Genomic DNA, 15,373 nt, shown 5'->3' with positions numbered 1-15,373 from the left:
TGGCTGATCGGCTCGATAGGCAGACGCTGCACCTTCGCCGTCTTCGAATAGCGGGAGATGCGTGCCGTGCCTGGATCGACCACATAGCGGATGCCCGGCACCGTCAGCGACGTTTCGGCCACGTTCGTGGCGATCACGATGCGCTGATGCGTGTGCGGTTCGAACACCTTCTGCTGCTCCTTCGAGGACAGCCTGGCGAACAGGGGCACGATCTCGATCGCATCGGGACGGCGCATATCCGCCGCGCGCGGACCATAGTGGCGGCGCAACGCGTTCTCGAAATCATGGATGTCGCGCTCGCCGGAGGCGAACACGAGAATATCGCGCGGTCCACGCTCATGGCTCGAATGAATCACCAGTTCGGCGCAGGCGCGCGCCACCGCGGTGGGCATGTCCACGTTCGTGTCGCGCGAATCGCGGCCATCCCTGCCATCGGGCACGGCCGACAGCGCCTCGTAGTCGGCGTCTCCCGGCATCGCGCCCGTTTCGAAACCCGGCACGGAACGCATCAGCGCCGGCGCGGTGCCCAACGGCTCATACACGATCTGCACCGGATACGTGCGTCCCGACACCTCGATTACCGGCACCTTCGTGTGCAGCGCGTGTTCGAAATGCTCCTGGAACTTCACCGAATCGATCGTCGCGGACGTGATGACCAGCTTCAGATCGCGCCGTTTCGGCAGCAATGCCGTCAGATAGCCAAGCAGGAAATCGATGTTCAGACTGCGCTCATGCGCCTCGTCGATGATGATCGTGTCGTACTGCATGAGCTTCGGATCGCGTTGGATCTGCGCCAGCAGAATACCGTCCGTCACCACGCGCAGACGCGTCTTCGGCGAGCTTTCGTCGGTGAACCGAACCTGATAGCCGACCTCTTCGCCCAGCTTTACGCCCATCTCACTTGCGATGCGTTCGGCGACGGTGCGCGCGGCGAGCCGACGCGGCTGCGTGTGCACGATCTGCCTGCCATGCGAGCCACGGCCCAGCTCAAGCAGAATCTTCGGCAGCTGCGTGGTCTTGCCGGAACCCGTCTGCCCGGAGACGATCACCACCTGGCTTGACTTGACGGCTTCCGCGATCTCGTCGCGTGCCGCGGAAACCGGCAGTTCGGAAGGATATTCGAATCTCATGCCCTCACAACCTCGATGACGCGGAAGCCCTTCGAGCTCGCGTACTTGCCTACCTCATATCCGTCGCCCAGTTGCGCGGCCAGCCAAGGAATCAACGAATCGGAACCCAGATTCTTCTGCACCACCAGATAGGCGGATCCGCCCACGTTCAACCGCGGCAGCCACGTCATGAGCAGCTCGTGCAGCACCTCCTTGCCGACGCGGATCGGAGGATTCGACCAGATCAGGTCGAACGTGACATCGTCCGGAATCTGTTCGGCCGTGACCGCGTGGATATTTTCCATACCGTTCAACTCGGCATTGCGGCGGGTCAATTCCAACGCACGCTCGTTCACGTCCAAAGCCCAGATGTCCGCCTTCGGGGATTCGAAACCCAACGTCAACGCGATGGGACCCCAGCCACAGCCCAAATCAAGGAACGTGCCCTTTTCAGGCGGCTCCGGCGCCTGACGCAGCAGCACCGACGTGCCCAAATCGACGCGATTGCCGGAAAACACGCCGTTCGACACCTCCACATCCGCTTCATTGCCACGCAATGTGACGTGCAGTTTCCTGCGAACATCCTTCGATCGCGGTTCCGCCGCGAAATACTGCTCGGCCTGCGCCATGCTCTCTCCTTGCCAACATTCGTTCCGGCATCCGCGTGGAAAACGCGCCGCAATCGCACGCACACGTCCACGTGGCGAAAACGGTGATGCCCATGTCTCTAGACAATGATGATAATAAAGACACCATAGTTCAACCGTGAGAGGTGCCATTGAGCCAAGACAACGATATCGAGCAGAGCATGACCGCAGGCGAAGTCGGGGGAGTGCTCGCCGACCAATCCGAAGTGCTGCTTGATACCGACGGCGGGGAGCGTATCCGGGAGGCCCACGACGAGCAATGGCAGGAGCGCGAGTCCCGCAACGCGCTGAAGCACGTCGCCGGTCTCGGCGAGATCCAAGACGTCACCGAAGTCGAATACCGCAAGGTCAGACTCGAACGCGTGGTGCTCGTCGGCGTATGGTCCAGCCGAGAGACCACGCAGGGCGCCGCCGAGGAATCGCTCAGGGAGCTCGCCGCACTCGCCGAAACCGCGGGCGCCGTGGTGTGCGACGGTCTGTTGCAGCATCGCATCAAGCCGGATGCGGCCACCTACGTCGGCTCCGGCAAGGCGCGCGAACTGGCCGGCATCGTGGCGCAGAACGAGGCCGACACCATCATCGTCGACGATGATTTGCCGCCGAGCCAGCGTCGCGCGCTGGAGGATGCCACCAAAGTGAAGGTCGTCGATCGTACCGCCGTCATCCTTGACATCTTCGCCCAGCATGCCACCTCGCGGGAAGGCAAGGCGCAGGTCGAGCTGGCGCAGCTCGAATACATGCTGCCGCGACTGCGCGGTTGGGGCGGATCGCTGTCTCGTCAGGCGGGCGGCCGTGCGGCGGGCGACGCCGGCATCGGCTCCCGTGGTCCGGGTGAGACGAAGATCGAGATGGACCGTCGCGTGATCCGCAGCAGGATTGCGAAACTGCGCCGGCAGATCGCCGACATGGCGCCGGCCCGCGACGTCAAACGCGGAGCCCGACGTCGGTTCGGACTGCCGACGGTGGCCGTGGTCGGCTACACGAACGCGGGCAAATCGTCATTGACCAACCGGCTGACCGGTTCCACGGAATTGGTGGAGAACGCGCTCTTCGCGACCTTGGACACCGCCGTGCGCCGGGCGAAGGCCAAGGATGGACGACTGTACGCGTACGTGGACACCGTCGGCTTCGTGCGCCGGTTACCCACGCAATTGATCGAGGCGTTCAAATCCACGCTGGAGGAGGTCGCCGACGCGGATCTCATCGTGCATGTGGTCGACGGATCGCATCCCGACCCGTTCTCGCAGATCGACGCGGTGGACGACGTGCTTGCCGACATAGACGGCGTCGAGACGATTCCCACGATTGTGGTGTTCAACAAGGCCGACCGTATGGACGAGGCTGTGCGTGAGCGTATCGGGGCTCTGATGCCGGAGGCGCATATCGTGTCCGCGTTCTCAGGGGAAGGCATCGACGCGTTGCGCGAGCATGTCGAATCGATGCTGCCGACGCCGAACGTGCATGTCGAGGCGTTGCTGCCGTATGCGGCCGGGGCGCTCATGTCGCGCGTGCGCGAATATGGCAAGGTGATCAACGTCGAATACCGCGATGACGGCATGATGCTCGAGGCGGAGGTCGACGACCAGCTGGCCGCGAAGATCGTGGAGCAGGCCATCGGGTGAGTCTCCCGCCTGGACCTTCTCTGAGGATTGCCATCGGGAATTTCTGCAAACAATGCAACAGACTGCAAATGTTGGAATCCAACGGGCACAGCGTATGTGAGCGCTCACAAAAGTTGTGATGCAAATCACGTTTCATCGTTTGTGATTCATATGAATCCATGGCGAAACGTCATGCTGTATGGATAAAGTAAAGGTGAAATCGATAAGAGAAATACCTGCCACACGCGGGAAGTTCTTCTTGCTCAAAGAGAGGTAAAGCACATGGTGGATTCACCTATCAAGCCCACGAAGCTCGCTATCATCGGTGCCGGCGCAGTCGGCTCCACTCTCGCTTTCGCTGCTGCTCAGCGTGGCGTCGCACGTGAGATCGTGCTCGAAGACATCGCCAAGGAACGCGTCGAGGCCGAAGTCCTCGACATGCAGCACGGCTCCAGCTTCTATCCGACCGTGACCATCGACGGCTCCGACGATCCGGAGATCTGCCGCGACGCCGACATGATCGTCATCACCGCAGGCCCGCGCCAGAAGCCGGGACAGTCCCGCCTCGAGCTGGTCGGCGCCACCATCAACATCCTCAAGGCCATCATTCCGGGTCTTGTCAAGGTTGCCCCGAACGCCATCTACATGCTTATCACCAACCCGGTCGACATCGCGACCCATGTCGCCCAGAAGATCTCCGGTCTGCCGGCGAACCAGGTCTTCGGTTCCGGCACCAATCTGGATTCCGCTCGTCTGCGCTTCCTGATCGCCCAGCAGACCGGCGTCAACGTCAAGAACGTTCACGCCTACATCGCCGGCGAACACGGTGATTCCGAGGTTCCGCTGTGGGCTTCCGCCACCATCGGTGGCGTCCCGATGTGCGACTGGACCCCGCTGCCGGGCCACGATCCGCTGGACGCCGACGTGCGTGAGCAGATTCACCAGGAAGTCAAGAACGCCGCATACAAGATCATCAACGGCAAGGGCGCCACCAACTACGCCATCGGCATGTCCGGAGTGGACATCATCGAAGCCGTCATGCGCGATTCCAACCGCATTCTGCCGGTCAGCTCCATGCTGCACGACTTCCACGGCATCTCCGACGTGTGCATGTCCGTGCCGACCCTGCTCAACCGCTCCGGTGTCAACACCGCCATCAACACCCCGGTGTCCGACCGCGAGCTCGCCGCTCTGAAGCGCTCCGCGGAGACCCTGAGGGAGACCGCCGCCCAGTTCGGCTTCTGATGCAAAACGCGGCAACAGAGTGTCAGCTGCGTTGCCCAGAACTCGACGTACCTTCGTACGCCTTCGCTCTGGGCGCCTTGCTGACACACGCGTTGCCGCGTTTCTTATTCCTGTTTGCGGCAACAGAGTGGTTTCTCCGTTGCCGCCTTCCTTGTTGTGATGATTGACAGCAGGCCGATGAGTCGTTAAACTGTCAACGGACTTCGGAAACCCCAGCCTTCGGGCTGGGGTTTCCTGCGTTTTAAGCCGAATGAAAATGGTATTGAGAAGCGGTTTCAATAACTGCGGATCGGGCCGCGGACGAAAGGGAATCCCATGGCGCATAATCATGCCGGTGTGGACGCCGCGATGGCGAAAGGTGGAGCCGAACATCAAAAAAGACTCATGATGTCGTTGGGGCTGACCTCCACGGTGTTCGTCGCCGAAGTGGCCAGCGCCGTCATCACCGGATCGCTGGCGTTGCTGGTCGATGCAGGTCACATGCTCACCGACATGTCGGTGCTGGTCGCCTCCACCGTTACGGCGGTGCTGATGCAACGCAAGCCGAGCAGCAGACGTACCTGGGGGTGGGCGCGTCTTGAGGTACTTACCGCTGCGGTGGGGGCGCTCGTGCTGCTCATCGTCGGCATCTACGCGCTCGTCGAAGCGGGCATGCGTCTCTTCGGTGGAGCGGGTGACGAAGTGCATGATGTCCGGCTGCTGCTTTTCATGGGCATTCTCGGCCTCGCCGCGAACATAGGATCCATTTTCATCCTCGCTGGTCAAAGCGAAGACAACATGAACATGAAGGCCGCTTTTCTTGAGGTCATGAACGATGCTTTGGGCTCCGTGGCGGTGATCGTATCTGCCATCGTGCTGATTTCGACGGGATGGGCCGGTTTTGACGCGGTCGCCGGTGGCATCATCGCGTTGATGATGATTCCACGCGCATTCGTACTGCTTCGCAATGCCGTGCGTGTGCTGTTGGAGGAGACCCCGCAGGATCTGGACTTGGACAAGGTGCGCGAACATCTTGAACGGGTGCCGCATGTGGTCGCGGTGCATGACCTGCACGCCATCACCGTTTCCACGGGCATGCCCGTCGTCATGGCCCATGTGGTGGTGGAGCGCGGACTCACCATGGATGATGCCGCGGATATCCTCAACCAGTTGCAGAGCTGTCTGCGTGAGCACTTCCCGGTGTCGGTGCCCCACACCACCTTCCAGCTGGAGCCGGAAGGATATGATTCGGACAGCAGAACAGAACTCCATTCATGATTTGCGCCGAGGCGGCGGACGTCCGTGATGCCGGCACCTCGGCAGCACCTCAGAAACATGTCGGATGGAATGTCGACGTCGAAGCGATGGCCGGTATGACGATTCCGGCTCCATGGAACGTCCTGGACGTCATATCAGTTTCGGCGTAGCCATGCCGTAGGTCCGTGCGTCAGATCTTGCGCAGCACGGTGACGACCTTGCCCATGATCTCCGCATGGGTGCCGTCGATGGGGGAGTATGCCGGATTGTGCGGAATGAGCCAGACGTGGCCATGATCCTTGCGGAATGTTTTGACGGTGGCTTCATCGTCCAGCAGGGCGGCGACGATATCGCCGTTTTCCGCGCTGTTCTGCTCGCGGACGACGACGAAATCACCATCGCAGATGGCCGCGTCGATCATGGAATCGCCATGCACTTCCAGCATGAACAGATTGCCGGTCCCCGTCAGGCGTTCCGGAAGCCGCATCACGTCGTCGATATGCTGTTCGGCCGTGATGGGAACGCCTGCGGCGATGCGCCCTACCAGAGGGACGTCATGTGACGCCATGATGGAGCCGTTTTCGTCTTCCCGGGACGGGAAGGGGATGACTTGGGCGATTCCGCCATTGGAAGGCTCATCGTCGTATTCCACCACCTCGATGGCCCTGCCTTTATTGGCGTTCATGTGAATGAAGCCTTTTTCGTCAAGGACCTGAAGCTGATGCTTGACGGATGAGGGGCTTTTCAATCCCGCGGCTTCGCCGATTTCGCGGAATGAGGGAGCGAAGCCCTGTGTGGCCAGATGCGTTTTGATGGCATCGAGCACTTTGCGCTGACGGTCGGTCAACGTGTTCTCATCCGGACGTTCCGCTGCTGTTCTGGGCGTGAATGGGATGGTGCTCACAGTGGGCTCCTTTCGATGTGTTCTCAGAAGCATAGCGCGAAACGCCGTGAAAATCAAACATCTGTTCGAGGTGTGTTTGCAATATTCGAACATTTGTGCCATACTTTGGACAAGCGTTCGATAGAACATGTGTTCGAAAGGGGTGTTGTGATGGGCGAGGCGATGGGACATGGGTGGATGAAAAGCGCATTCCGTATGGTCGTTCTGGCGTCCATTGCGTTCTGGTGCGCCGTGGAGGCAGTTCCCATTCTTCAGACGCGGCCGGCTTCGGAACCCGCTTCGGTCACCGTATACACCGTTCAACCGGGGGATACATTGTGGAAGTACGCTTCGGGAATCACGCATGAAGGCGGCAATGTCGGAGATGCAGTGGATGAGCTGATGCGTTTGAACGATTTGGATACGGCATCTCTGCATGCCGGACAGCGGCTTATCGTCCCTGATGGGGCATAGGCCCGTGGTCGGGCTTATTTCAAGGGCTCGGGCTATTGTGTAAGACATGCACTGCCCGTTTTGCCAGAATCCAGACACCAAGGTTGTCGATACGCGTATCAGCGATGACGGCCATTCCATCCGCCGTAGGCGCGAATGCCCGAAATGCTCCAAACGGTTCACCACTTTGGAGACGACCATGCTATTGGTGGTGAAGCGTTCCGGAAACGTCGAGCAATTCGATCGCAACAAGGTGATTGCCGGCGTGCGCAAAGCATGCCAAGGCCGTCCCATCAACGAGGATGACCTGAAGATGCTGGGGCAGAAAGTGGAGGAGGACCTTCGTTCCCGCGGACTGGCGCAGGTCAAATCGGAAGAGGTCGGGAAAGCCATTCTGAAGCCGCTGCGCGACCTTGATATGGTAGCGTACCTGCGTTTCGCGAGCGTCTATCAGAATTTCGAGAATCTGGATGATTTCCAGCGTGCCATCGATGAATTGAATGGCACGGAATCGAGCGATACGGACGAATGATGATGACTCACATGGGCGTGTGATGTCGATATCTCTTATGAATCTTATGAAGAAGTCCTCCGACCGATAAGGCCGGAGGACTTCTTCATAAGAGAACTGTGCATCGCGGGCTCGTCAGCTGATCACGCGCATGCGAATCGTGCCCTCGATGGATGCGAGCTGATCAAGCGCCTTCTGGTCCGGACGCTGGGCCACGTCGGTGACCACATATCCGAGCTCGCCCTCGGTGCCAAGGGCCTGCGCCGCGATGTTGATGCCATCCTCACCCAGCACCCGGTTGACGCGCGCCAGCACGCCGGGCAGATTGGCGTGCAGATGGGCGATGCGGAAGTTCGACTTGATGTCGGACAATGTGATCTGTGGCAGATTCACCGACAGCATGGTGGATCCCTTGAACCAGTAGTCCTCAAGACGCTGGGATACGAACTGTCCGATGGACTTCTGCGCCTCAAGGGTGGAACCGCCGATATGCGGAGTGAGGATCATGTTGTCTTCGTTCGCGAGGTCGGTGAGGAACTCGTCGCCGGTCTTCTTCGGTTCGACGGGGAAGACATCCACCGCGGCGCCGGACAGATGGCCGGAATCCAAATGCTTCTTCAACGCATCCAGATCGGCCACGAAGCCGCGGGACAGGTTGATGAAGATGGCGTCCTGCTTCATGTGCTCGAACTGGTCTTCGCCGAAGAAGCCCGTGTTCGACTTTCGTCCATCGACATGCAGGGTGACCACGTCGGACTGCTCCAACAGCTCGTTCAACGTGGAGCAACGATGGGCGTTACCCATGGCGAGCTTCTCCTCGATGTCGTAGAACAACACGCGCATGCCGAGCGCCTCGGCGATGACGGAAAGCTGTGAGCCGATATTGCCATAGCCGATGATGCCGAGAGTCTTGCCACGGACTTCATGGGAGCCGGAGGCGGACTTGTCCCACAAACCGTGCTTCATATGATGCGTATGCGCCGGAATGCGGCGCATCAAGCAGATGATGTCTCCGATGACAAGCTCCACCACGGAGCGGGTGTTCGAGTATGGGGCGTTGAAGACGGCGATTCCGTTCTTGCCCGCGTATTCGAGATCGACTTGGTTAGTGCCGATGCAGAAGCAGCCGACCGCGGTGAGTGTGGGACGGGCGTCGATGACCTTGCGGGTCACGGCGGTCTTGGAGCGGATGCCAAGCAGGTCGACGCCTTCCAGCGCGTCGATCAGCTCGTCCTCGCTGAGGGCTCCTTTAAGGCACTTCACCTCGAAGCCATGGTCACGCAGCGACTGCGCCGCGTCGGGATGGATGTTTTCAAGTAATAATGCTTTGGGCATGATTCCTACCTTATAACTTGAGCAGATTCTCGTCGTCTTTTGTCCGCACTATAAGCAGGCGCTGTGTGGGCCTCGTCATGGCGACATACAGGTCGGAAGCCGCGACGATGCGCGACGGCGCGTCCTGTTCGATCCGTCCCGGCTGGACCACCATCACGGCATCGTATTCCAGACCCTTCACGGTCTGCGTGGAGCATACGGTGACCTGTTCGTCCCAGGAACTTTGTTCCTCAAGACGGGAGAACTCCTTCGCGGTGAGCTCCTCCTGAAGTTGGGTGTAGACGCGTTTCCGCAACGTTTTGAGCATTCCGTCGGGAGCGATGATCGCCACGCGTCCGGTGCCGTCGGACGCGACGTATTCGCGTACCAGATCGATGGTCTGCTGGGCGACCGCGTCCTCGAGCAGTCCGTCATCGCGGACAACGAGACGTTTGACGGAATCGGGCACGCCACGCACGGCGTTCACGGTGGAGATGTACAGGCCTTCGGCGGAGGCGAAATCGCCGGCGAGCTGCGACACCTCCTTCGGATTGCGGTAGTTGATGGTCAATTCGTTGAGCTGCCAGTTCCTCTCGCCAAACAACGGATCCATCATGCGGCGCCAGGAACGCGTGCCGCCCAAGGCGGACGTCTGCGCCACATCGCCCACAATCGTGAACGAGCGTGACGGGCATCGGCGGATCAGCATGCGCCAATCCATCGCCGTCAATTCCTGCGCCTCATCCACCACGATATGCCCATAGGTCCATTCGCGGTCGGCGGCCGCGCGCTGTGCCGTCAGTTCGGCATCCATGCCGTTGATGTTGTCCACCAGCATCTGCGAGGTGACGATGCCGTTGCCGATGCCGTTCTGCGCCAGAGTGTCCTTGGCGAACTGTTCCTCTTCGGCGCGCTTGGCGTCCAAAGCCTTCTGCTTGGCCACGGCCTTCGGATCGGGGCCAAGCAATTCCATGGCCTCGTCCAGCAGCGGTACGTCGCTGACGGTGAACGGCGAGCCCTTCGGCCGTGTCAGCGACGCTATATCGCGTTCCTCCAGCCAAGGCGCGAACCGGCGCAATTGCTCCGGCTTCGCGAACAACTGGTCCACAAGCCATTCGCCAGTCATCGGCAGCCATGCGAGGTTCAGTGTCTTTCGCAGGTCGTCGCTCATGCGCAGCTGCTGCGTCACATCGTTGAGTTCGGCCTGTTCCGGTTCGTAATCAAGCTGTTCGACATACCGGTTGCGCATCGAGGAAAGCATGTCGCGCACGAAGGTCTCGCGCGCCTTGTTGTGCGGTTGACGGGTGCGTTTGGCGTCGGTGAGGGCCTGCTCGACATCCGTGCGCAGCATCGGCACGTTGAAGCCGTTGATTCGAATGGTTGGCAGATGCGAGGGGACGCGTTCGCGCGATGCCACGGCGTTGGCTATCGCCTTGGCCATGCGGCGTTCGCCTTTGAGCTTCGCCGCATGCGGCTCATCGTGGGCGGTGGCGATGACGCCGGGAATCAGGTCCGCGATGGTGCGGCTGACCACACCCGTCTCGCCCAGCGAGGGGAGCACCTGGTCGATGTAATGCAGGAACGTCGAGCTGGGGCCGACCACCAGCACGCCGGAGCGTTGCAGCGCCCGTCGGTGGGTGTACAGCAGATATGCGGCACGATGCAGGGCGACTGCGGTCTTGCCCGTGCCCGGACCTCCCTGCACCACCACGGCCTGGTTGAGATCGGCTCGGATGATGCGGTCCTGCTCGCCCTGGATGGTGGCCACGATATCGGTCATCTTCCCGGTGCGCTTCGCGTTGAGCGAGGCAAGCAGCGCGCCTTCGCCGGTCAATGTCCCGTTAGAGGAGGCTTCGCCGACTTGGTCGGAATGCACGTCGAGCACCTCGTCTTCGACGCCGACTACTTCCCTGAAGCTGAGGGTGATGTGCCGGCGCATCACGATGTCGCCATGATTCGAAGGAGTCGCCTCGTAGAACGGGCGTGCGGCATCGGCGCGCCAGTCGGTGAGGATTGGTTCATGGTCCTCGTCGGACAGGCCGATGCGTCCGATGTATCGGTGGGCGCCGTGCACGTCGTCGAGTCTGCCGAACACCAGACGGTCCTCCACGGCGCGCAGCTGGGTGAGACGATCCTCGTACATGGTGGCGAAGGAATCGCGCTCGGTGCGTTGCGTGGGCGAGCCATGCGATCCCGCGGCACGGACCGTGTCGAGGCGTGATCGTGCCTGGGCCCTCAACGCGTCCAGACGGTCGTATGCGCGGTTGACGGCCTGTTGCTCTTCCTGCAATTGGGCGGAATAACTCGACATTGCTGTCCCTTCATCTGAAACTCAAGGCATTCCAATGTACCCCAAGGCTTCTACGAATGTTACGGAAGACCCGACTTGTATGTCCGGACGGTCGCGTGTGGAGCGGCGGCCGATTCGGAATATGGGGAAACTTGGTGTTAATCGCTGTGTTTTTGTTTTTTTGTGGGGAAAAGTGGTGAGCGGTGGGGTAGAGTGGTGAAAGTGCTTGGGATTGGTGTGCCCGGGCGACAGTGAAAAAGGAGGTGCGGCGATGGTCCAAAACGTTGGAACTGAGCCCACCTCTGAAGATGATTCCACACAATCCGCCGGATTGATGGACGATTTGCCGCCACTGCTGCTGGGTACCTACACTCCGAAGATCGACGCCAAGGGACGCATGGCATTACCTGCGAAATTCCGTGCCCAGCTGGGCTCCGGCATGGTGATGGCGCGCGGCCAGGAGCGATGCGTCTATCTGTTGCCGCAATCCGAGTTCAGGCGGATCGCGGTGCGGATACAGCGTACGTCCGTGGGCAACAAGGCGGCGCGCGACTATTTGCGTGTGTTCCTGTCCGGCGCAGTCGATCAGGATCCCGACAAGCAAGGACGTGTTCTCGTGCCTCAGATGTTGCGCGATTACGCGAACCTGGGTGACGACATCGTGGTGATCGGTGTGGGCACCAGGGCTGAGATTTGGAATAGACAGGCATGGGAGGATTACTTGGCTGACAAGGAGCAGGGATATTCCGACATTGCCGATGACGTATTGCCGGCGATGGGATTCTGATGACTGACGTGACGACTATTCACCAACCGGTGCTGCTTCATGATTGCGTGGATCTGGTGGCGCCCGCTTTGACGAAGCCGGGTTCCATTGCCGTGGATTGCACGCTTGGCTTGGCCGGACACTCCACGGCGTTTCTCAAGGCGAGTCCCGAGGCTCGTCTTATCGGCATCGACAGGGATTCCGAGGCACTCGCGCTCGCCACGAAACGTATGGAAACGGAAGGTCTGGCTGATCGTTTCATCCCCGTGCACGCGGCGTTCGATGATTTCTCCCAAGTGTTGAACGATCAGGGCGTTGACAAGGTCAACGCCGTATTCATGGATCTTGGACTGTCCAGTCTGCAGATCGACGAGACGGACAGGGGATTCTCCTATTCCCACGATGCGCCACTCGACATGCGTATGGATGTGGCCCAGTCGCTGACCGCCGAACAGGTGCTTGCGGAATATTCGTTCGCCGACCTGACACGTATCTTCCGCACGTATGGCGAGGAACGCTTCTCCAAGCAGATTGCCAGGGAAATCGTGCGTCGCCGTGAAACCGAGCCATTGACCACGTCCGGCCAGCTCAATCGTCTGGTGGACGAGGTTGTTCCGCAGGCGCATCGTCCTGCCGGCAACCCCGCCAAACGCGTGTTCCAGGCGCTGCGCATCGAAGTTAACGGAGAGCTGGACAAGCTGGCCGGAACGTTGCCGCAGATAGCCAACCATCTTGCTGTGGGTGGGCGTCTGGTGGTGGAGTCGTACCACTCGTTGGAGGACAAGACCGTCAAAACCTTCATGAGCCAAGGCCTTAAGATCGACGCGCCTGCGGATATGCCGGTGGTTCCGCCGGATATGATGCCGTTCTTCAAGGAGCTGACGCGAGGCGCCATCAAGGCGGATGCGGATGAGATCGCTGACAATCCAAGGTCGGCGTCCGTCCGATTGCGCGCGGTGGAACTGATCAGACCAATTCCCGGTCGATGGCGGAAGCGGTTCGACCAAAGCACCGATTACTCGACTATGACCAGACAAGGAAGAAGGGGCTGAAGTGGCAGCACCAAGAACGATCGCCTCGAATGCGGCTCCCGCCGGACGCAAGCGCCCGACGGAAGGCATCGGCACCACGCGTCCCGAGCTGCATGTCGTCAAAGGAGCCCAGAGCGGAAGCAACGGCGTTCGCCGTGGATTCGAACAGCTCATCACATGGACCCGTACCCGTAGCACGCCTCTGCTGCATCTGGTCATCGCCGCGGTGTTCCTGGGCGTTTGCCTGCTCGGATCGCTGATGCTGCGCACCCAGATGGTGCAGAATTCCTTCGAGGCAAGCCAGATCGAATCAAGCATCACCAAACTGACCCAGGACGTTGAGGACGATCAGGCCAAGCTTGACGAGCTCGATGCCTCGCTTCCGAGTAAGGCCGAGGACATGGGCATGGTTCCGCAGAAAGGTGCGTTGACCATCGATTTGAACGGGTATCAGGCAAACGCGAGCGGAGACAACGCCAAGTGAATCTCGTCCGCCGTATTTACGCGTTCTTCCATAAGAATCTGCTGACAAAGACCATGGCCATCGGCGTCATCCTGGCATTGATGGGCACAACCTGTCTTGTCAGGCTCGCCGATATCCAATTGGTGAATGGCAAAAGCATGGCGCAGGCCGCGGCGCAGAGCCGAACCACCACGGTGACTCTGAAGGCTCGGAGGGGCAAGATACTGGACACCAACGGCGCCATTCTCGCGCAAAGCGTCGAACGTTACACCATCATTGGCAACCCGGAGCAGGCTCAGGACTTTGTGCCGACCACCTGCACCAAGCAGACGGGGGAGAACTGCCATCAGATCGACGGCAAACCGGTAGGAGCTACCGGAGCTGCCGCCGTGGCGCGTCTCGTGGCGCCGGTGCTCGGCATGGACGCCACGGAATTGGGTGCCATGCTGTCGATCAGCGGACAATACGTGGTGCTCAAGAAGGACGTGACTCCGGCTGTAAAACGCAAGATCTCGAAACTGAATCTTGGAGGCATCGTGTATGCGGAGCTCAGCAACGAGCGTCTGTATTCCAACGGTTCGCTGATGGGTTCGCTGCTCGGCGGCGTCGATGCCGAAGGCAAGGGGGTCGCCGGCGTCGAACAGATGGAAAACAGGACATTGACCGGTCAGGACGGCTATCAGGTTTATCAGCAGGGCAATAGCGGCGTTGAGATTCCGGGAACCATGACCGAGTCCAAGGAGGCGGTCAACGGGTCCGATGTGACGTTGACCATTGATCGTGATGTGCAATGGTATGCCGAAAAGGTGCTGCATGACAGCGAAAGCAAGTACCAGGCCGCATGGGGCATCGCCATGGTCCAGGACGTGCGTTCGGGCGATATCCTTGCCTTGGCCGACAGCGATACGGTCGAGGCTGGAAGCGACCAAGCGAAGATGGGGGCTTCCCGGGCGGTGAGCGAGACTTTCGAGCCCGGTTCCATCGGCAAGGTGCTGGCGATGTCGGGCATGCTGCAGTCGGGTTTGCATAAGATCGATGACAAGTTCACGGTTCCAGACACGATTACAGTGGACGGGCAAACCTATAAGGATGCGGAGACGCATGGCGCCGAGCATTGGACGCTCGCCGGCATCCTCCAGCAGTCGTCGAACGTCGGCATGATCCTCGCCGGAGACAAAATGACCAACGAGCAGCGATACGATTTCATCAGGAAGTTCGGCGTAGGACAGGATACAGGACTGAACCTGCCCGGTGAATCCGAAGGCGTGCTGTATCCGGCGGACAGTTGGGACGCCCGAACCAGGAACACGGTGCTCTTCGGCCAAGGATACACGGTGAATGTTATGCAATTGACCAATGCGGTCGCGGTGATCGCCAATAAAGGCGTGAGAAAGCCGCAACGCATCATCAAATCCATCACCGATGCCGACGGCCATGTCGAGGAACAGAACCCGAAGGGCGAAGCCACACGGGTCATCGACGAGTCCGTGGCGAGCCAGATCCTCAACGCCATGGAATCGGTTTCGGATTACTACAGCAAGTTCGTGAAAGTCGATGGATACCGCATAGCGGCGAAATCGGGTACGGCCGAGGTCGCGGGCGCTGATGGACAGTTGAGCTCCATAATCAGCGATTATTCGGCAATCATCCCCGCCGACGATCCACGATTCGTCATCACCGTGGTGCTCAAGGATCCGCAAGGCAGCTTCGGCGGTCTGACGGCCGGTCCGGTCACCGCGCAGATTGGTGAATTCCTTATGCAGAAGTACGAAGTGCCGGCTTCCGCGCCACGTACGGATGCTATTCCGGTAACTTGGTGAGTGA

Annotated in this window: 14 protein-coding genes; 9 read left to right on the top strand and 5 right to left on the bottom strand. The window is 60.1% G+C overall.

Features of this window, described 5'->3' with window-relative positions; genetic code table 11:
- On the bottom strand, nt 1-1,130 hold a 1,130-nt coding region (locus tag ACR0P8_RS03355), incomplete at its 3' end, for a DEAD/DEAH box helicase (protein WP_432623663.1).
- On the bottom strand, nt 1,127-1,738 hold the full coding sequence (locus ACR0P8_RS03350; protein WP_432623661.1) for a class I SAM-dependent methyltransferase: 612 nt from the start codon (nt 1,736-1,738) through the stop codon (nt 1,127-1,129). The genes ACR0P8_RS03350 and ACR0P8_RS03355, both read right to left, overlap by 4 nt.
- A 179-nt stretch (nt 1,739-1,917) precedes the next feature.
- Here ACR0P8_RS03350 and hflX point away from each other — a divergent pair, with 179 nt between their 5' ends.
- The 3 genes from hflX (at nt 1,918) to ACR0P8_RS03335 (ending at nt 5,859) form a co-directional block, all read left to right on the top strand.
- On the top strand, nt 1,918-3,378 hold the full coding sequence (gene hflX / locus ACR0P8_RS03345) for a GTPase HflX (RefSeq protein WP_432623669.1): 1,461 nt from the start codon (nt 1,918-1,920) through the stop codon (nt 3,376-3,378).
- A gap of 261 nt (nt 3,379-3,639) precedes the next feature.
- Nucleotides 3,640-4,602, top strand: a complete 963-nt coding sequence (locus tag ACR0P8_RS03340) for an L-lactate dehydrogenase (RefSeq protein WP_432623659.1) — start codon at nt 3,640-3,642, stop codon at nt 4,600-4,602.
- Nucleotides 4,603-4,917: 315 nt separating this feature from the next.
- Nucleotides 4,918-5,859, top strand: coding sequence for a cation diffusion facilitator family transporter (locus ACR0P8_RS03335; protein WP_432623657.1), 942 nt, complete (start codon nt 4,918-4,920; stop codon nt 5,857-5,859).
- Nucleotides 5,860-6,028: 169 nt separating this feature from the next.
- Here ACR0P8_RS03335 and lexA read toward each other — a convergent pair whose 3' ends face one another.
- The gene (lexA, locus tag ACR0P8_RS03330) at nt 6,029-6,742 is read right to left on the bottom strand and encodes a transcriptional repressor LexA (RefSeq protein WP_432623655.1); all 714 of its coding nucleotides are present in this window, start codon (nt 6,740-6,742) and stop codon (nt 6,029-6,031) included.
- A 15-nt stretch (nt 6,743-6,757) separates the two neighbouring features.
- Here lexA and ACR0P8_RS03325 point away from each other — a divergent pair, with 15 nt between their 5' ends.
- Both ACR0P8_RS03325 and nrdR read left to right on the top strand, forming a co-directional pair.
- Complete coding sequence (locus ACR0P8_RS03325; RefSeq protein WP_432623653.1) at nt 6,758-7,195, top strand: LysM peptidoglycan-binding domain-containing protein; 438 nt, start codon at nt 6,758-6,760, stop codon at nt 7,193-7,195.
- Nucleotides 7,196-7,241: 46 nt separating this feature from the next.
- Entirely contained in the window at nt 7,242-7,706 is a 465-nt protein-coding gene (gene nrdR / locus ACR0P8_RS03320) for a transcriptional regulator NrdR (protein ID WP_432623651.1), read from the top strand.
- 114 nt (nt 7,707-7,820) lie between these two features.
- On the opposite strand, the gene serA is transcribed toward nrdR, so the two are convergent.
- Nucleotides 7,821-9,020, bottom strand: a complete 1,200-nt coding sequence (gene serA / locus ACR0P8_RS03315; RefSeq protein ID WP_432623649.1) for a phosphoglycerate dehydrogenase — start codon at nt 9,018-9,020, stop codon at nt 7,821-7,823.
- Nucleotides 9,021-9,030: 10 nt separating this feature from the next.
- Nucleotides 9,031-11,310, bottom strand: coding sequence for a HelD family protein (locus ACR0P8_RS03310; protein WP_432623647.1), 2,280 nt, complete (start codon nt 11,308-11,310; stop codon nt 9,031-9,033).
- A 250-nt stretch (nt 11,311-11,560) separates the two neighbouring features.
- On the opposite strand from ACR0P8_RS03310, the gene mraZ reads away from it, so the two are divergent.
- From mraZ to ACR0P8_RS03290, 4 genes are read left to right on the top strand one after another with little or no spacing between them, the layout of a single operon-like run.
- Entirely contained in the window at nt 11,561-12,076 is a 516-nt protein-coding gene (gene mraZ, locus ACR0P8_RS03305) for a division/cell wall cluster transcriptional repressor MraZ (RefSeq protein ID WP_432623645.1), read from the top strand.
- The gene (gene rsmH / locus ACR0P8_RS03300; RefSeq protein ID WP_432623643.1) at nt 12,076-13,107 is read left to right on the top strand and encodes a 16S rRNA (cytosine(1402)-N(4))-methyltransferase RsmH; all 1,032 of its coding nucleotides are present in this window, start codon (nt 12,076-12,078) and stop codon (nt 13,105-13,107) included. Before mraZ ends, rsmH begins: the two co-directional genes overlap by 1 nt.
- Nucleotide 13,108: 1 nt before the next feature.
- Entirely contained in the window at nt 13,109-13,570 is a 462-nt protein-coding gene (locus ACR0P8_RS03295) for a hypothetical protein (RefSeq protein ID WP_432623641.1), read from the top strand.
- The gene (locus ACR0P8_RS03290) at nt 13,567-15,369 is read left to right on the top strand and encodes a peptidoglycan D,D-transpeptidase FtsI family protein (protein WP_432623639.1); all 1,803 of its coding nucleotides are present in this window, start codon (nt 13,567-13,569) and stop codon (nt 15,367-15,369) included. Before ACR0P8_RS03295 ends, ACR0P8_RS03290 begins: the two co-directional genes overlap by 4 nt.
- Nucleotides 15,370-15,373 lie beyond the last annotated feature (4 nt).

This window comes from Bifidobacterium sp., from assembly GCF_050874245.1.
In the GTDB taxonomy this organism is placed as follows: Bacteria; Actinomycetota; Actinomycetes; order Actinomycetales; family Bifidobacteriaceae; genus Bifidobacterium.
The sequence above is the reverse complement of the archived record's forward strand: the minus strand, read 5'-3'. Positions and strand labels throughout refer to the sequence as shown.